General features: G+C 59.6%; 12 protein-coding genes. 1 reads left to right on the plus strand and 11 read right to left on the minus strand.

Going from position 1 to position 15,668, the window contains the following annotated elements; translation table 11 throughout:
• Nucleotides 1-33: 33 nt before the first annotated feature.
• The 11 genes from tsaA to AC22G1_RS05950 all read right to left on the minus strand — a co-directional run bounded on the left by tsaA (nucleotide 34) and on the right by AC22G1_RS05950 (nucleotide 14,137).
• Nucleotides 34-738, minus strand: a complete 705-nt coding sequence (tsaA, locus tag AC22G1_RS05900; RefSeq protein ID WP_487315941.1) for a tRNA (N6-threonylcarbamoyladenosine(37)-N6)-methyltransferase TrmO — start codon at nucleotides 736-738, stop codon at nucleotides 34-36.
• Nucleotides 738-1,118, minus strand: a complete 381-nt coding sequence (gene rcsF / locus AC22G1_RS05905; protein WP_487315942.1) for an Rcs stress response system protein RcsF — start codon at nucleotides 1,116-1,118, stop codon at nucleotides 738-740. Before rcsF ends, tsaA begins: the two co-directional genes overlap by 1 nt.
• The gene (locus AC22G1_RS05910) at nucleotides 1,119-2,348 is read right to left on the minus strand and encodes an amidohydrolase family protein (RefSeq protein WP_487315943.1); all 1,230 of its coding nucleotides are present in this window, start codon (nucleotides 2,346-2,348) and stop codon (nucleotides 1,119-1,121) included.
• Entirely contained in the window at nucleotides 2,348-5,296 is a 2,949-nt protein-coding gene (locus tag AC22G1_RS05915; RefSeq protein WP_487315944.1) for an amidohydrolase family protein, read from the minus strand. Before AC22G1_RS05915 ends, AC22G1_RS05910 begins: the two co-directional genes overlap by 1 nt.
• A gap of 166 nt (nucleotides 5,297-5,462) precedes the next feature.
• Nucleotides 5,463-5,900 (minus strand): hypothetical protein, encoded by a 438-nt coding sequence (locus AC22G1_RS05920; protein ID WP_487315945.1) that lies wholly within the window; start codon nucleotides 5,898-5,900, stop codon nucleotides 5,463-5,465.
• A 101-nt stretch (nucleotides 5,901-6,001) separates the two neighbouring features.
• Complete coding sequence (locus AC22G1_RS05925; RefSeq protein WP_487315946.1) at nucleotides 6,002-6,901, minus strand: LysR family transcriptional regulator; 900 nt, start codon at nucleotides 6,899-6,901, stop codon at nucleotides 6,002-6,004.
• A gap of 223 nt (nucleotides 6,902-7,124) precedes the next feature.
• Nucleotides 7,125-8,183, minus strand: a complete 1,059-nt coding sequence (locus tag AC22G1_RS05930; RefSeq protein WP_487315947.1) for a DUF3541 domain-containing protein — start codon at nucleotides 8,181-8,183, stop codon at nucleotides 7,125-7,127.
• 3 nt (nucleotides 8,184-8,186) lie between these two features.
• Nucleotides 8,187-9,260 (minus strand): DUF3541 domain-containing protein, encoded by a 1,074-nt coding sequence (locus AC22G1_RS05935; protein ID WP_487315948.1) that lies wholly within the window; start codon nucleotides 9,258-9,260, stop codon nucleotides 8,187-8,189.
• 14 nt (nucleotides 9,261-9,274) lie between these two features.
• Nucleotides 9,275-10,963, minus strand: a complete 1,689-nt coding sequence (locus tag AC22G1_RS05940) for a M3 family metallopeptidase (protein WP_487315949.1) — start codon at nucleotides 10,961-10,963, stop codon at nucleotides 9,275-9,277.
• A gap of 153 nt (nucleotides 10,964-11,116) precedes the next feature.
• Nucleotides 11,117-13,843 (minus strand): beta-glucosidase, encoded by a 2,727-nt coding sequence (locus AC22G1_RS05945; protein WP_487315950.1) that lies wholly within the window; start codon nucleotides 13,841-13,843, stop codon nucleotides 11,117-11,119.
• A 33-nt stretch (nucleotides 13,844-13,876) separates the two neighbouring features.
• Entirely contained in the window at nucleotides 13,877-14,137 is a 261-nt protein-coding gene (locus AC22G1_RS05950) for a hypothetical protein (RefSeq protein ID WP_487315951.1), read from the minus strand.
• A gap of 341 nt (nucleotides 14,138-14,478) precedes the next feature.
• Here AC22G1_RS05950 and AC22G1_RS05955 point away from each other — a divergent pair, with 341 nt between their 5' ends.
• Nucleotides 14,479-15,591, plus strand: a complete 1,113-nt coding sequence (locus tag AC22G1_RS05955) for a glycosyl hydrolase (RefSeq protein WP_487315952.1) — start codon at nucleotides 14,479-14,481, stop codon at nucleotides 15,589-15,591.
• The last annotated feature ends 77 nt before the right edge of the window (nucleotides 15,592-15,668 follow it).

The following is a 15,668-nucleotide window of genomic DNA, read 5'->3' on the forward strand; positions in this document are numbered from 1 at the left end:
GTCCTGTGTCATCAAAACTAAAGCCACTATGGTTCAAGCACTTGGCTTAGTAAAGCGGGTTATCTCTTCCACTTCCACCCCTTTGGGGTGAACGCGAAAACGCACGTTAAGGCCAGCCAGGGTTACCCCGTACTGGCGCTCATCGGCCTGCTGCTTTTTGTAGGCAGGCCTTGGGTCTTGCGCCAATACCTCGCTGATAAAGCCCTCCAGCTCGCCTTTGCCCAAAGCGTTAAGGGCGGCCCGCGCTTCGGGCAGCCAGCTAACAGCGAGCGCCGCAGGCGGCTCTGGGGCATAACCGCCACGGGCCTCTGGCAAGGCATCGGCGTAGGGCAGGTAGGGCTTGATGTCGAGGATAGGGGTACCGTCCACCAAGTCCACGCCGCCCAGGGTCAAAATGCCGCTGGCGGCGTCTACTGCCAGTAGTTCTACCACCGAGAGCCCCATGGGATTGGGCCTGAAGGTGGAGCGGCTGGCAAAGACCCCGGTTTTGGCGTTGCCACCCAGGCGCGGCGGGCGCACCAACGGCTGCCAGTCGCGGCCTAGGTGTTCGTGAAAAACAAAGCTCAGCCACAGGTGCGAAAAGGCCTCGATGCCGCGCAGGGCATCGCCCCGGTAAGGAGGGGCCAGCACCAGCCTTGCCCTTGCCGATTTCACCAGCCCTGGCTGGCGGGGCACGGCAAACTTCTCGGCGTAGGGACTTTCGATATGGCCGATGGCGGTAAATGAAAAGGCGCCCATCAGGGCGCCTCCACTGCAATGGCCTGGGCCTGGCAAATCACCTGGGTCAGGCAGCCTGGGGCTGCCTCCTTACCGCTTAGGCTCAAGCACTGGCGGATCACGATGGCGTTGGCCCCCATCTTGGCCGCCTGGGTACGGGCATCGGTACGGGCGTCGCTGGCCTGGGCCGGCGGCAGGTTGGCCTCTTCCTGGCACGAGTCGCCGCTGACCAGCCCCAGTATTTTGTAACGTTGGCCTGCCAGGGCGTCGCTGCCCACCACCTCGACCTTACCCGGCGTGAAGTAGTCGCTGATGCGTTCCTTATCGAGATTGGTATTGACCTGGTAATCACCGGCGCAGCCGGTCAGTAGCAGGGCCATCAGCAGCAGGCCTTTGTTCATTTACTGTCCTTTTTGAAGATACTTGCGGTACAGGCGTTTCTGGCGATTATCCAGATCCACGGCGGCGCCGTCGATATAAAGTGCCTTCACGCTGACCCCGGCATAATCAAAAAGCGGGTGGTCGGTCACCATCAAGGTGGCGCTGCGCCCAACGGTGAGGTCGCCATATTGCTTGGCAATGCCCAGCAGCTCGGCCGGCACCAGGGTCACAGAAGCCAGGCCCTTTTTCGGGTCAAGGCCCCAGGCCTGGGCCTGGCCAACGGCGAAAGGCAGGTCCCGCGACGACCAAGAGCTTGGCAGGGCGATGGCGACCTTGACTCCGGCCTTGTCGAGGATGCCAGCCAAGGCATAGGCCTCGTCATAGGGGGCGTCGTCGCTGGACGGCAGGCCCTGGGGATTGGTGACCGCCACCGCCACGCCGCGGCGGGCAAGCTCGTTGGCGTAGCGCTCGGCGCCGCGGCCGCCCACCAGGGTCCATTTCAGGCCAAAACGGTCACCAAAGCGCAGCACTTGATGGATGGCGGCGCTGCCGTCGGCGTGGATAAAGAGCGGAATGCGCTTTTCCATCACCCCGGTCATGGCTTCAAGGCTGGCGTCGATGGTTTGATCTTCGCTGTCGATGCGGCGCTGGCGATAGGCCTCGGCATTGGCAAAGAAGGTTTCCAGCTTCTCGCGGGCCGCTTCGTCGCCCACTTCTGGCCAATAAAGGTGCATGGCGGTGTCGGCGCGCACCAGCATGTCACGGCGGTTCCAGCCGTCCATGCGCATGGTGGCGGAGCGGCCGGCAACCAGGCCACCCTGGGGCGCCACTTCCACCAGGGCAATGCCGTTGGAGCGCACGGTAGGAATAAGCTCGGAGTCGGCATTAAAGGCGGTCTCGGCGGCCACTTCCGGGGTGAAGCTGCCCACTTCTTCCACGTCGTTGGTGGAGCGTACCGCTTCAATTTCCTGAATGCCCAGGAGGGTGGAAAGACCGATAAGGCCGGCATACAGGTGCTTGCCGGTGCCGTCCACTACCTCGGCGCCCGCCGGGGCCTCAAGGTTCTGGCCTATGGCTTTGATAACGCCTTTTTCAAACAGCAGGTCAGTATTGGGCTGGTCGCCCCCGGCCACGCTGTGCAGGGTGGCGCCCTTAATCAAAATGGCTTGGCTCTGGGCTTTACCGGGGACCATGTCATGGGCCAGCACCGGCAACGCCAACAGCATTAGGGCGGCAAAGAGTGCGCGCATCACATTTCCTCCAGGTGGTTGTCCATGTCTTCACAGTGCCAATGCACCACGGCCGGGCGGTAGCCTTCGCGGTTCTCGGCCGGTTTTTCACCGGAGGCGAGAATTTTGTCGATAAGGGCTGCCTTCTCGGCTTTGATGGCCTGGCGTTCCACCAGATCCTGCTTGCGGTCAAAGTAGCGTTTGCCATCTACCCAGGTGATTTGTACCCGGGCACGGGCGCTGAGAGGGTCTGCGTCCCACAGCACCAGATCGGCCGCCTTGCCTTCCTTGATGGAGCCGGTGTACTGGTCCACTTTCAGCTGCTTGGCCGGGTTGATGGTGGCCATCTTCCAGGCATCTTCCGGGCTCATGCCGCAATAGGCCATGGACTTGGCCGCTTCCAGGTTCAGGCGGCGAATGAGATCTTCGGAGTCGGAGTTGATGGAGGTCACCAGGCCTTTTTTGTTCATCAAGCAGGCGTTCTGGGCTATGGCGTCATACACCTCGAACTTGTAAGCCCACCAGTCGGCAAAGGTGGAGGCGGTGGCGCCGTGTGCCTTCATCTCGTCGGCCACTTTGTAGCCCTCGAGGATGTGGGTGAAGGTCTGGATATGAAAATCAAAGTCGTCCGCCACTTCCATCAGCGCCAGGATCTCCGAGGCCACGTAGGAGTGAGCATGCACGAAGCGCTCCTTATTCATGATCTCCACCAGGGCGTCCAGGCGATAGTCGCGGCGCGGCGGCAGCACTTCGCTTTTCTGGCGGCGAGACAGCAAGTCGTAACGGGTGCGCTGCTCCTGGTATTCCCGGGCGGTCTGGAAGGCGTCTTCCATCAGGCTTTTCACGCCCATGCGGGTTTGCGGGTAGCGGATGGTGAAATCATCCCCCCAGTTGGACTGCTTAACGTTCTCACCCAGGGCGAACTTGATGGTGCCGGGGGCTTCTTTGAACTTCATGTCGTTGGCGGTTTCGCCCCAGCGCAATTTAACGATCTGGGCCTGGCCGCCAATGGCGTTGGCCGAGCCGTGCAGCAGTTGGGCGGTGGTGGTGCCGCCGGCCAGGGCCCGGTAGATGCTCACATCATTGGGGTTGACCACATCGCCGACGCGCACTTCCGAGGTCACCGATTCACTGGCCTCATTCACCCCACCGCTGATGGCAATGTGGCTGTGCTCGTCGATGATGCCGGCGGTCAGATGCATGCCGGTGGCGTCAATCACCTGGGCGCCACGGGCTGACAAGTCTTTGCCGACCTTCTCAATCACGCCGTCTTCGATGAGTACGTCGGTATTTTGCAAAATACCGGCGTCTTCGGAGGTCCACACCGTGGCGTTTTTAATGAGCAGTTTTTCCGCCTTGGGATGGGCGGCAAGGCCGTAGGCCTGGTTGGGGAAGGTAACCCGGCTGACCAGGGCGTCGTCGCTGTTGGCGGCTTTGTCGTCCTTGGCTTCGGGGGCCACGGCGCGGGCCTCAAGGCTCTGCCAGGTATCGCCGCTCAGCACGCTCAGGCTTGGCGCCTGGTTGCTGCCGGTCAGCGTCCAGTAATGGCTGCCGTTATCGTCGGCCCAGCGCAGTTGCAGGTGCTCATCTTCGTAGTTGCTGGTCAGGCCCTTCACCTCGGCGTCGCCGTCTTTGAGGCTGACACTGCCGTCGTCGTTGACGCTGAGCTGGTATTGGCTACCCACTTGGTACTGGCCCCAAAGGGCGGCAAGGCCCAGGGGGATTTGGCTGTGGGCCTGGCCTTGGGTCCAGGTGGAGAGCACCTTGCCCTTTTCAAAGAGGTTGCCGGAGGCAATCACGAAGTCGGCCATCATGCCGGGCTTGAGCTGGCCTGCCAGCTGCTCGACGCCACTGATTTTGGCCGGCACCGTGGTCAGGGCCGCCAGGGCCTTGTCTTCACTGAGCCCGGCCTTGATGGCTTTTTTCACTTCTGGCCAGATGGAGCCATCTACCCCATGGCGGCTAAAGGCCACGGCCAGGCCGCGCTTGCTAAGCTCGGCGGCGCTGCTGGGGGCGCGCTCCCAATGGCGAAGGTCGGCCAGCTGGGCCCGCTCTACATCCGCCTCGGAGGTGACTTTCGGCGGTTTGGGGAAATTAAGGGGCAGCACCACTGTCTTGGCGGCCTTGGCCACTTCGTCGGCGCGGTCGTATTCAAAATTGGAGCCCAGATACACCGGGTTTAGGCCAAATTCCTTAAAGAGGCTGGCCGCTTCCAAAAGCTCATCTTCGTGGCGGGTCGCCATCAGGATGCCGCGGTCCTTAAGGGCCGCCAGGGCGGTTAAGTCGCTGTTGGCTTCCAACTGGTTGCGGGCGCCGTCGTGGGTTTGGGCTTCTTTGTACCAGGCCGCATCGGAGAGGGTCTGGCGCACCAGGGCGATAGCCCCCATCAGCGAGGTGGGGTAGACCTGGGGCGAGCTGCCTTTGTCAAAGGCCATGAACTGGCGGCCAGTATCTTTGTAAATCAGTTGGTTGCTAGGTAGGTCTGCCAAAGAAAGGGAGACACTGTAACCGCGAAAGATGCCGTCCAGGCGGGCGCTTTCCACACTGGTGAAACCGTCGTTGAGGTAGGCCTTGGCTTTTTCACCGTCGGCTTTGACCTGCTCGCGCCAGACATCCGAGCCGTGCACGGCGGCGTTATGGGCCTGGGCGCCTTGGCGGGGCCAGTCGTAATGGGGCTTGTCGTCACCCTCGGGATAGGCTTTTTCCGGCAGGCCGTAATTGGAATAAGGGTCCACGAAACCGGGGTAGATCCAGGCGCCCTTGGTGTCGATGACCATGGCGCCGCTCGGCACCTTGCCGCCTACGCTGAGGACTCGGCCATCGCGGACCACCAGGGTGGCGTCGGTGAGCTTCTCACCGGGGCTGGTTATCAGGGTGGCGTGGGTCAGGGCCAGGGTCTGGCCGGATTTGGGATACAGGCCGTGCGGATCTGCCGTCTGGGTCTGGCTTGCGAAAGACAGAAAAGGCATGAGCGCACTGGCGAGAAGGGACAGTTTGACTGCCTTATTCCTTGCCGTCATGAGAGATTTTCCCTGTTGGTTTTATTAGCAGTATCTCAACACAGGGCTTACAGGGGTGCAACGGCTCAGAGGCCAACCGCCGGTAATTTGGGGACAAGGGAAAAGCCGCGATTTATCAGGAAGAAAAAGTCTGAAGGTGGCGGCGTAAAAACTGCTCCAACTGGCTCAGCTCGTCTTCGTTGGGCGGCGCGTAAAAGGCCTGGATGCGAAGCTGCTTGCCGTCCAGGCATTGCACTTCCAGTTCCGCCGTTTCAGGGCCGGTAACGGGGCGTACATCGCGGATCTGCGCCAACGGCACAGTCTCCAGGCGGCGGCTGCGGGTAGGGCGGATACGCAACTGGCCTTTTTGGACAATCAGGAATTCTTCGGCGGGGTTGTTCAGTACCCAGTACACCAGGGTGGCAGACATCGCCGCGCCCAGCAGCGGCAGCCAGTCGGGCAGGCCCAGCAGCGGCAGCAGCAACGACACCAGTGTAATACCGATGGCAAAGGCCAAGGTACCGACACTGAGCGGCTTGGCACGATGTAGGCTGTGGCGATGGGTACGGGTCATTTGGACATCTTTGCTTCCATGCATGGGCGTTAGTGTGTCTCAGCCACCGCCTGTACACAAGTAATAAATATGTTAAAAAGCGTTTGTTTCACAAGCGTTTATTAATTGTCCACTGGCAAACCATGCAGGTCCTTGATGGTGTCTACCAGCAGCCGGGTGCCGGGGCCTATTTGGTCTGGGTCCGGCACCACCAGGTTCATCACCGCCGTGCGCCGGCCACCGTCTTTGATGGACAGCAGTTTCAGGCTGCCGTCGGCCAGTTTCCCCTCTACCCAGTGCTGGGGGATCCACATAAAGCCCATGCCGCCTTCCAGTACCTGCAGGGCGTCGTAGAAGTGGCTGAAGGTCCATCGGTTTTCGGCTTTAAGCCAGCCGGACACCTCTTTGGGGCGATGGGCGGTGTCGCGGATAACCAGCTGCAGCTCTTGGGCCAGTTCGTCGGCGTTGATGGCGCCTTCGCGGCTGGCCAGAGGGTGGCTGTGGTGCACCACCGGTATCAGGTCGACGCTCATCAGCGCCAGGCCGATAAAACCGCGGGGGATGATGCTGGTGATGGCCACATCCACCAACCCTTCGAGGATAAGCTCCTCGGAGCCGGTGATAACAGAGTTAAAGACTTGCAGGCGCGAGCCACGGCTTTGCGGGCCAAAACGTTCCAGCAGCTCAACCTGCAGGGCGTAAGGGTAAACCGCTTCCACCGACAGCCGAATTTCCGGCTCCCAGCCGCTTTCAATGTTCTTGGCCAGGCCTTCGAGGGTTTCCACCGTGTCGGTCAAGGCTCTTGAGCGGCGCAGCAGCACTTCGCCGGTGGGGGTCAAGAAGGCTTTGCGGCCTTTGACTTCCAACAGCGGCACGCCCAGTTGGTCCTGGAGCTTGGCTACGGCGTGGTTCAGGGACGACTGGCTCTTGTTCAGCGCCGCGGCAGCCTGGGCGTAACCACCATGGTCCACCACGGCTTGCAGCATCCGCCATTGTTCGAGGGTGGTCTTGGGCCTGTACATGGCAATGTCTCTTATCGGTATAGGGGCAGCTTGCCGAAAAGGGGTCTGGGAAAAAACCCCCTTTGCCGGTAATTTTTTCACGAAAACGTTTTCTTTTTGTTTTTCCCTATGGCATATTCGCCTCAATGGTGGTTTGAAGGACCGCCATTCCTCAAAAGCATGTTTGTTTATCAATCATCCTGTGAAGCCAAAACCCCGTAGGGATTTCCTACGGGGTATTTTTTTATTTGGCCTCTAAGCCAAAAGGCAATTTGGCCGCTGTGCCCAGGTTTGGGCCGTCAAATCGCTTGGCAGGCCAGGCCAGTAAAGCGATGGCCAGCACATTGCGGTGCTCGCCGCTGGACAGGGCAACTTTGCCTGAAACCGAGGGAATCAGGCCGGCTTTGATGTTAATGGCCTGTTTCAGGCGGTCTTTGATGGTGCGCACCAGCGGCTGGTCGCCCTGGCCGGTCAGCTCCAGGCACAAGGCCACCTCGGCCATCACGTCTTCCGAGGTGCGATCGAGGATCTGTTGGCCGTGGCTCAGGAAGTAATCGGTTATCCAGCGATAATCGGCGTGGTTGAGGTCATGCTGGTAGTAGCCGGAGGCGGCTAGCACGATGTGGGTCATGCCGTACACCTTGTTTTTAAACTGCTTTTTGCTGAGCTTGCCGTCTTTGGCATCGGGGTAGGTGTGGCGCATGGCCTGGTCAAAATCCTGGCGAAGGTCCGCCACCCCCAGTTGCTCCATCCAGTACACGTAGTTGGCCGCCTGGGCGGCGTAGGCTTTGATGAATTCGGGGTCCAGCATCACCTTTTTTAGGTCCGGGTGCGCTTTTAAGTAGCTTATCAGCTCGCCTTGGCGCTCATGTTTAAGCCCCAGATCGTCGAGCTTGGCCAGCAGGTAGGTCAGGTACATGGCAAAGCGCAGATCCCCAGAGCCTTCCAAGACTTCCTTGCGGCGCTGGCCACGGGGGCCATCGGAAATATTACCGATAAGCCGGCTCGACTCGGCCTTGCGGGCCTTGGGGTCGCCCAGCATCGCTACATAGTGGTTCAGGCGGCTGGCGGTTTCATAGGCGTCGGAGACGATATCGGGCAGGTAGCGCTTGTCGCCGCTAAGCCGGTACAGGCGCAGGGAATAGTGCTGGCGCGCGCCGCTGCCTAGCTCGATGTAGCGGCTCTCAAAGGTGTGGCGCAGCAAGCGGGTGGCATCGCTGTCACTCAAAAGCGGCGCCGTTGCCGCATGAGCCGGCTGGGCCAGGGCCAGCAGCAGGGGAAGGGTAAAAAGTGCCGCTTTCATCCGTTACTCCTTGTTGTGCTTGGGGGTGACCGACATCGGCAGGTCTTCACGCAGGGCCTTGAATTTGCCCAGCAGCGGCCCTTTGTGCAGTTTGTCCGGCCAGTTGAGCAGCATCCAGGCCAGCACGTTGCGATGCTCGCCAAGGGCGAGGTCCGGGTTGCCTTGCTCTGAGAGGATCACCTGATGGCGGCTGTCCACCGCCTTGACGATGGCGGCCTTAGCCTGGGCCAGCACCGGGCTGTCTTTTTTGCCCAGCAGTTCATAGACGATGCCCACCTCGGCAATCACGTCCGGCTTGGCCCTTTGGATGATCTGCTGGCTGTGGCTGTCCATGTAGTCGGTTATCCAGGCGTAGGCCTTGGGGTCGAGGTGGTGCTGATAATACTCGGAGGCGGCAAAGACGATGTGGGTCATGCCGTAAATTTTATTGTCAAACTGCTGGTTCGAAAGCTGTTTGTCCTGGCTGTCCGGGTAGGTGGCGCGAAAGGCGGCCACAAAATCTTGCCGAAGGTCGACAATCCCCAACTGATAGAGCCACCAGACATGGTTGGCAAGCTGCGCGGCGTAGGCGCGGATCATGCGCGGGTCGGTCACCGCCGGCTTGAAATCGTAGCTTTTGAGCAATTGGCGAAAGGCGGTGTCGTTGGGGTGCACAAACCCCAGCTCGTCCAGGCGGCTCATGTAACGCAGCAGCTCGTCGGCGTAAAAAAGGTAAGAGGCACGGCCTTTGACGGCGGCTTCGCGCAACCTGCCGCGCTCGGTATTGGGCAGGTCTTTGACCAGGCGCTGGCTGTAGTGCTCGATAAAGCCCGGCTGGCTCAAGCCATGGGAGATGGCTTCGAGGCGGTCGGACACCACGTAAAGGTCGTAAAGGGCGCTGTTGAGGTATTGCTTGTCGCCGGTCAGGCGCCACAGGCGAATGCCGTAGTGGCCCTGCACCCTTGGCGGCAGTTGGTACAGGTGATGCTCCAACTGCTGCTGAATTCCTTGGCTGACATCGGCAGCTTTGGGCGTGTCTGCCAGCGCAGGCAGGGCCAGGGCCAGCAACAGGGCGAGAGCGGTGTGCTTAGCGGTCATGTCTGCTCCTTTTATCAATCGACTGGCGTGGCGCAGGCCAGCTGCTCGCGGGCCGGTACGCTGCCGCCGGGGCTTAGCATGCAATCGGCAAAGCGGCGCAAGGTCAGCTGGCCACCGGTGATGGCCTCGCTGATGTCGCTGGCCTTGGCGTCGGCATAAAGGTAGGTGAAATAGGCCGGCCCATAACTGGCCAGGTGGCGAAAGGCGTACTGGGGCGAGAGGCCCTTGATGTAATCCTGGCGCAGGTATTTGGGGTAGAGCCTGACGTTGATGGCTTCCATGTCCGGCGCGCCGCTCTGGTGGTAGGCAAGGGCCATGGCCGAATTCAAAATGCGCTGGTCAAGGGCGATGCCCTGCTGGCGCACATCTTCGGGGGGCGCTTCGCGAACGCCGGTTATGGCCTGGTGAATAGCCGGGTCCCAAGCCAGTTGCTCCAGCACTTTTGAGGGCACTTCGACCAAGTCGGAAGGCAGGCGGATACCGGCCAAAATTTCATAGGGCTGGCTTGCCAGCAGGTTGTTAAGGGCATGGCCGCTTTCGTGCATCAGGCTTTTAAGGTCTTTGTGGTGCCAGCGGTCTTCGGGGAGGTTCATCACCAGTACCGAGGCCGGTAACTGCACGCCGGTCACGCCGCGTTGCAGCTCGCGGTGGCGGTTGTGGCCGTATTTGCCGTCGCGGGGGTAGAGGTCGAGATAGAGCCTGCCGATGGCCTTTTGTCCTTGGCGAAGCTCATAACCGCTGATGCCCTTGGCCCAGGGGTGCTCAACCTCGATGGGCACAAAACGCAGATCCAGCGCCTTACCCAGCCAGGCAAAGTAGTTGTCGATAACGGCTTGAGGCCGGTAGCTGGCTGGCTTGTCTTCGGCCTTGGGGCTTTGCAGTGCCCACAGCGGCGGGTTGTGGAGCGCGGCGCGCTCGGCCTCGGCGGCGGCGCGGTTTTTGGCTGAGAGCTTATCAAGGTAGCGCCACACCGCCTCGGCGCTGCCAAGCTGGGTGCGGGCTAGGCGCCGGTCGGCATAGTCTTTAAAGCCATCGAGGCTGGCCTGCTGTTGGCGGTTTTCCAAAAGCGCCGTTAATACCGGGGCGTTGGCAGCACTCAGGCGGCTTTCATAGGCGACAAAAAGCGCCTCGCGGCAGTGGGGCGGCACATCGTTAAGGGCAGCTTTTACGGCGCCACCACGAAGCGGCACGCTTTTTTGCCACTTGCCGGGCAGCTTGCCTTGGCAGCCCTCTGGCACCGGGTAGCGGCTCTCGAAGTTATCGATATTGGCCCGAAAACGCTGGCTGAGCTTGCGGCCCTTATCCACCACCGCCCGGTATTCGGGGCTTTTGAGCGCCTTGGTGGAGCCAGCCCAGGCGCCAAGGGCGCGCGCTTCTAACCCCGAGGCGCCGGGAAGCAGCGCCTTGGCTTGGCTGCGAAGGCTATTGGTGTGTTTTTCAAATGCCTTGGAGAGGCTGTTGATGCACTGGCGGGCGCTTTGGCGGCTTTGCGGGTCGCTTGCCACATCGTTATAGACATAAGCGGCTAACAGCTTATTGCGGGCCGGCAGCCGCCAGTTATCTACCGCTTGCAGCCAGGCTTTGGGCTGCTGGGGCAGGGTAGGCAGGTTTTGCAGGCGTTCAAGCTCCGGCTGGCAATTAAACTCGGCGGGGCTGGCAAAGAGGGGCAGGCTAAATACCGCCGTCAGCAATGTCCATTTCATGGCGCGCGGGTCCTTAGTGAGGGCAGAGAGCTGCCAGGTTCCTTTAGCATTTAATGATGGGCTATGGCGCCTTACTGCCTGATGAATAGCAGGTTTTTCGTGGGCAACGAAAAAGGCAGCCCGCAGGCTGCCTTGGTGTTGAGGACTTTTCTATCAGTAGAGATCGCTACCCGGGGCGGTGTCGTCGTCCCCTGATTGCGGCTCGCCAAAAGGCGCCGCCGGTACCTGCACCGCCGCTTGCACCGGCCCCGGCAAGGGGTTGGAGTCGCGGGTAGTGAGGGTGATGGCGTTTTGGGCGGCCACCTTGGCGCTTAGGGGCAGGTTGACGGAGCTGTCACCGACTTGCAGCACAAAGCGGTTGCCGGCGTCCACCTGCCAGCTGTCGGTCTTTTGCAAATAGTAGGCAAAGGAGCGCGCGTCCAGCGGCAAGGTTACCTGTTTGCTTTGGCCGGCTTCCAGATAGACCTTGGCAAAGCCCTTGAGCTCATGCTCTGGCCTGTCGATTTGGGCATTGACCGGCTTGACGTAAAGCTGCGCCACTTCATAGCCGCCCCGGCCACCGGTGTTGGTGACGGTGAAGGTGGCGTTGATGGTGCCGTCTTCGGTGATGGCGCTGCTGTCGAGCTTGAGATCGCTAAAGGCAAAATCGGTATAGCTCAGGCCAAAGCCGAAGGGGTAGAGCGGCTTGTGCCCGGATTTGTCATAGCCGCGGTAGCCGATATAAAGCCCCTCGGAGTAGGCCATGGTGGTTTTGGCATCGTCACCGATGTAATCGTCCGGGTTGGAGTAGGACGTGTAGCTGGGGTTGAACTTGATTTTCTTATCCAGGGTGATGGGCAGTTTGCCCGACGGGTTCACGTCACCGTAGAGGATCTCGGCCAGGGCCTGGCCGCCCAGCTGGCCGCTGTCCCAGGCGTGAAGTACGGCGCCGGCTTTGTTGCTCCAAGGCTCCATGTTCATGCCGCCACCGGCATGCATCACCACCACGGTGTTGGGGTTAGCCTTGGTGAGCTTTTTCAGGAGCGTCTGCTGTTGGTCAGGCAGATCAAAATCGCTGTCGGTGCCTTCCCCTTCGTATTCGAAGTTGCGGCCCACTACCGCTACCACGGCGTCATAGTCGCCGATGTCTGCCGGCGGGTTCAGGGCCGCCCAGCTCATCTCTACGCCGTTAAGGCCGCCGAGGTTGCCCTGGTAGCGGTTCTCGCGGGCGTATTCGAGCTTGACGCGATAAAGCTTGCCGGCTTTTAACGCCGGGGTCTGGGCCGTTACCGGCCTGGCGTTCGGCACGTCAAAGGTACGCGGCACGCCGTCGCTTTCCAGGATGAGCTTGCCGTTCACCCACAGCTTGAAGGCGCCGTCGGCGCGTACTTTAAACACCTGCTTGCCGTCGATACTGGGCTTGAACATGCCGGTAAAGCGGGCCGAGAACGCATCCTGGGTAGGAGTGATGTCGTCAATGGCGCGGCTGCCTTCGGCGGTGTCATCGGTCATGGCGTTCCAGTCGAAATTCACCCCGGCTTCTACCCGGGTCAGCACCGGCTCGCCGTCCAGCTCGGTGTTGTCAAAGTACTGGGCTTTAAGGCCGGTCTCGCACTTATCGCTGTTGCCGTGGCAATCGGGTTGGTACCAAACCGCCGTCTTCGGGGTCAGGGCCATGGCGCTGATAAAGGTCACGTTATCGCTGCTGCTATTGAGCTGCTTGAGGCCGGAGAGCTCGCTGACGTAGTCGGCGTCCGGTACTGACCAGGCGGTGCCGAAGGGAGAGCTTGGGGCATGCTGGGCCAAGTCGCCAATCACGGCGATTTTGGCGTCTTTGCTAAGTGGCAACAGGCCGCTGTTTTTCAGCAGCACTATGCCTTCGCGGGCGGTATCCAGCGACGCTTCCTGGCCGTACTCGGGGTGGGTGAGGGCCTGGGCGCTGTAACCTTGTTCGTCCACCCCGTAGCGCACTAGGGCCCGCAAGTTACGTTTGACCTTGTCGTCGATAACGTTCTGGGTCAAGGCGCCGCTTTGCAGCAGCGGCACCAGGTTGGCCTCGGTAAATTGAATGCCAGAGGGCATGTCCAAGTCGGTGCCGGCCCAGGCCCCTTCAAAGGGATGCTGGATGGAGTTGAAATCCGACATCACAAAGCCCTGGTAACCCCATTCGCCTTTGACGATGTCGGTTATCACATGGTGGTTTTCGCAGGCGTACTCGCCGTTGATTTTGTTAAAGCCGCACATCAGCGCCGCGATGTCGGCATTTTTCACCAGGGATTCAAAGGGCGGCAGATACAGCTCGCGCAGCGGCCGCTCGGCTACCTGCACATCAAGATCATGGCGGTTGGCTTCCTGTTCGTTGGCGATAAGGTGCTTGGCGCCGGCCATCACCCCCTGGCTTTGAATGCCGTTGGTAATGGCCGGGGCCATTACTGCGCAAAGGTAAGGGTCTTCACCGCACACCGACTCGGCGGCGCGGCCGTTAAAGGGAGTGCGGTAGAGATTGACCACTGGCGAGAGCATCTGCTCGCCGCCGGCGATGCGGGTTTCGTAACCCAGCGCCTGGCCCAGCTCTTTGGCGCGGTTGATGTTCCAGGTGGCGGCCAGGGCGCTTTGGGACGGATAAGCCGCGCCGAAGTTAACGCCGTCCACGTGCACCGCCATGGACGAGTCATAGGCCACGGTGCCGGGAATGCCAAACCGCTCGGAGGGCGGGATCATGTGGCCGTCGTCCACGCGGATAAAGGCAATTTTTTCGGCTAGGGTCATGTTCTCGACAATGGCGCTGACCCGTGCTTCAACCTCATTCCAGCTTTTACCGCTGTAGTAATTGGCATACACCGTCGCCGGCAGGCCAATAAGTACCAGGCTGCCTAGCAGCTTCTTTTTAAAATTAGGCATTTGTGTCTCTCGAAAAGAATATTCGCTAAAAAATCAGTGGTCGTTTTCTTTTGGCGCGGCGTTCACCGGGGCGGCGTCGCCTTTTTTTATGGGATGCACCATCAGTTGCCGTTCTTTGGTCTGGCCTTGTTCTTTGAAGTCTTTAGCGTGGGTGAGGTTTTCTTTTTGTTTTTCCAATCGTTGATGGGCGTCGACGCCGTTGTTTTTTTCATCAGTCTTAACCGCTGCTGATGCACAAGTGGTTATCAGCATGGATAAGGACACCATGAGCAAGGGGGCTATGGTCTTTTTCATGATTAGGCTCCTTTTTATATGCCTTATCTAATTTGCCTAAATTAGATTTGTGAAGGCGTATCCTTTCTACCGAAGCGTAGTGAACCTTTCATTAATAAAAATCCATGCCGTTGATGCTTCGTGCGCCATGATTTTAACCTTCATGAAAATTAACGGATTTAAACGTGACATTGCGAAACACGGCGTTGATATCGCGTAATAAATTGTTGTTGTAGTAATAAGGAAAAAATGTGCAAGGTTGGCGGGCTTTTATTTTTCGGCTGCTGTGGGCGTGGCTGATATTTAACACAGCGCAGGCAGTAGCGGCGCCTTCTTACAAACGCGGGCTTGCCAACGGCCAGATGCAAGAGGCGGATCTGGCGCTTGCCAGTGGCCATATTGCCTGGTGGTACAACTGGTCGGTGGCCCCTGGCCGCGCCGCCACAGGAGCAACCCCGCCCAAAGACGTGGCCTTTGTGCCCATGGCCTGGGGGCGACGCTTTGACGAAAAGGCGCTGGGCCAATACCTTCGCCTGCATCCCAAAACCCGTTATCTCCTTGGCTTTAACGAGCCCAATTTTGCCAACCAAGCCAACCTGTCTCCTGCGGCGGCAGCCAAGGCTTGGCAGCGCCTGCAACCCCTTGCGAGCGCCTTTGGGGTCAAGCTGGTAGCCCCGGCTGTTAACTTCAGCCCAGGGCCTTACCATAATCCTTTCAAATACTTGGACGCCTTCTTCAAGGCCTGCCAGGGTTGCCGGGTTGATGCCATTGCCGTGCACAGCTATATGGCCTCGCCCCGGGCCTTTGAGCGCTATGTCAGCGCGTTTTACCGGCGCTACGGCAAACCGGTGTGGGTTACCGAGTGGGCTTTTGCCAAAAAACGCGGCCAGGCGACCTTAAACGAGCAACTCGACTACCTGGCCGAGACTTGCCGCTGGCTGGAGCAGAGCGACTTTGTCGAGAGTTATGCCTGGTTTGCTGGGCGCAGTAAAAGCGGCCCCTCGGCCCCGCCTTTTCGGGATCTTCTCGCTGGCCCCGGCCAATGGACTCCCCTTGGCCTTCTGTACAGCGCTATTCCTGCCAAGGGTGAGCGGCTGGCGGTACCCGGCACTTTTCTGGCCATTAACGCCAGCACTATCCATGGCGTGTCCCATTGGGTGATCAACAATAAAGAGCCGGCGGTTGCCTTGCGCGCAAAAGGCACCGGCAGCTATTTCTCTTTTGATTTACACGTTAATGACCCTGGCCAATATCGCCTTGCTGGCGATTATGTTGTCGTGCAATCGGCAAAGGTGAAGGTTTATTTAGATGGAAAAGAAATCGGACCTCTTAACTTAAAGGCCGGGGAAAAAACAACGGACTGGCAAATGACGCAGTTGCCGTTTTCGTTAACGGCGGGTAACCACCAAATTAAAATAACCGTTGAACGGGGTTCGCCATCTTTTCATCGCTTTCAGGTAAATAAATTAAAGTAATTGTTCAGGGCTTTTTTGGGTGGCGCTTATTTGTGCTTGCTCTATTGAATTAGTAAATGGCGAAGTGGTTTTTGGGG

This window comes from Gallaecimonas zhanjiangensis (assembly GCF_057624825.1).

Excerpts from the sequence above, each read along its gene's own strand:
- AC22G1_RS05915 (WP_487315944.1), bottom strand. The coding sequence starts at position 5,296 with ATGCCTTTTCTGTCTTTCGCAAGCCAGACCCAGACGGCAGATCCGCAC.
- AC22G1_RS05925 (WP_487315946.1), bottom strand. The coding sequence starts at position 6,901 with ATGTACAGGCCCAAGACCACCCTCGAACAATGGCGGATGCTGCAAGCC.
- rcsF (WP_487315942.1), bottom strand. The coding sequence starts at position 1,118 with ATGAACAAAGGCCTGCTGCTGATGGCCCTGCTACTGACCGGCTGCGCC.
- AC22G1_RS05955 (WP_487315952.1), top strand. The coding sequence starts at position 14,479 with ATGCAAGAGGCGGATCTGGCGCTTGCCAGTGGCCATATTGCCTGGTGG.
- tsaA (WP_487315941.1), bottom strand. The coding sequence starts at position 738 with ATGGGCGCCTTTTCATTTACCGCCATCGGCCATATCGAAAGTCCCTAC.
- AC22G1_RS05950 (WP_487315951.1), bottom strand. The coding sequence starts at position 14,137 with ATGAAAAAGACCATAGCCCCCTTGCTCATGGTGTCCTTATCCATGCTG.
- AC22G1_RS05920 (WP_487315945.1), bottom strand. The coding sequence starts at position 5,900 with ATGACCCGTACCCATCGCCACAGCCTACATCGTGCCAAGCCGCTCAGT.
- AC22G1_RS05930 (WP_487315947.1), bottom strand. The coding sequence starts at position 8,183 with ATGAAAGCGGCACTTTTTACCCTTCCCCTGCTGCTGGCCCTGGCCCAG.
- AC22G1_RS05945 (WP_487315950.1), bottom strand. The coding sequence starts at position 13,843 with ATGCCTAATTTTAAAAAGAAGCTGCTAGGCAGCCTGGTACTTATTGGC.
- AC22G1_RS05910 (WP_487315943.1), bottom strand. The coding sequence starts at position 2,348 with ATGCGCGCACTCTTTGCCGCCCTAATGCTGTTGGCGTTGCCGGTGCTG.
- AC22G1_RS05940 (WP_487315949.1), bottom strand. The coding sequence starts at position 10,963 with ATGAAATGGACATTGCTGACGGCGGTATTTAGCCTGCCCCTCTTTGCC.
- AC22G1_RS05935 (WP_487315948.1), bottom strand. The coding sequence starts at position 9,260 with ATGACCGCTAAGCACACCGCTCTCGCCCTGTTGCTGGCCCTGGCCCTG.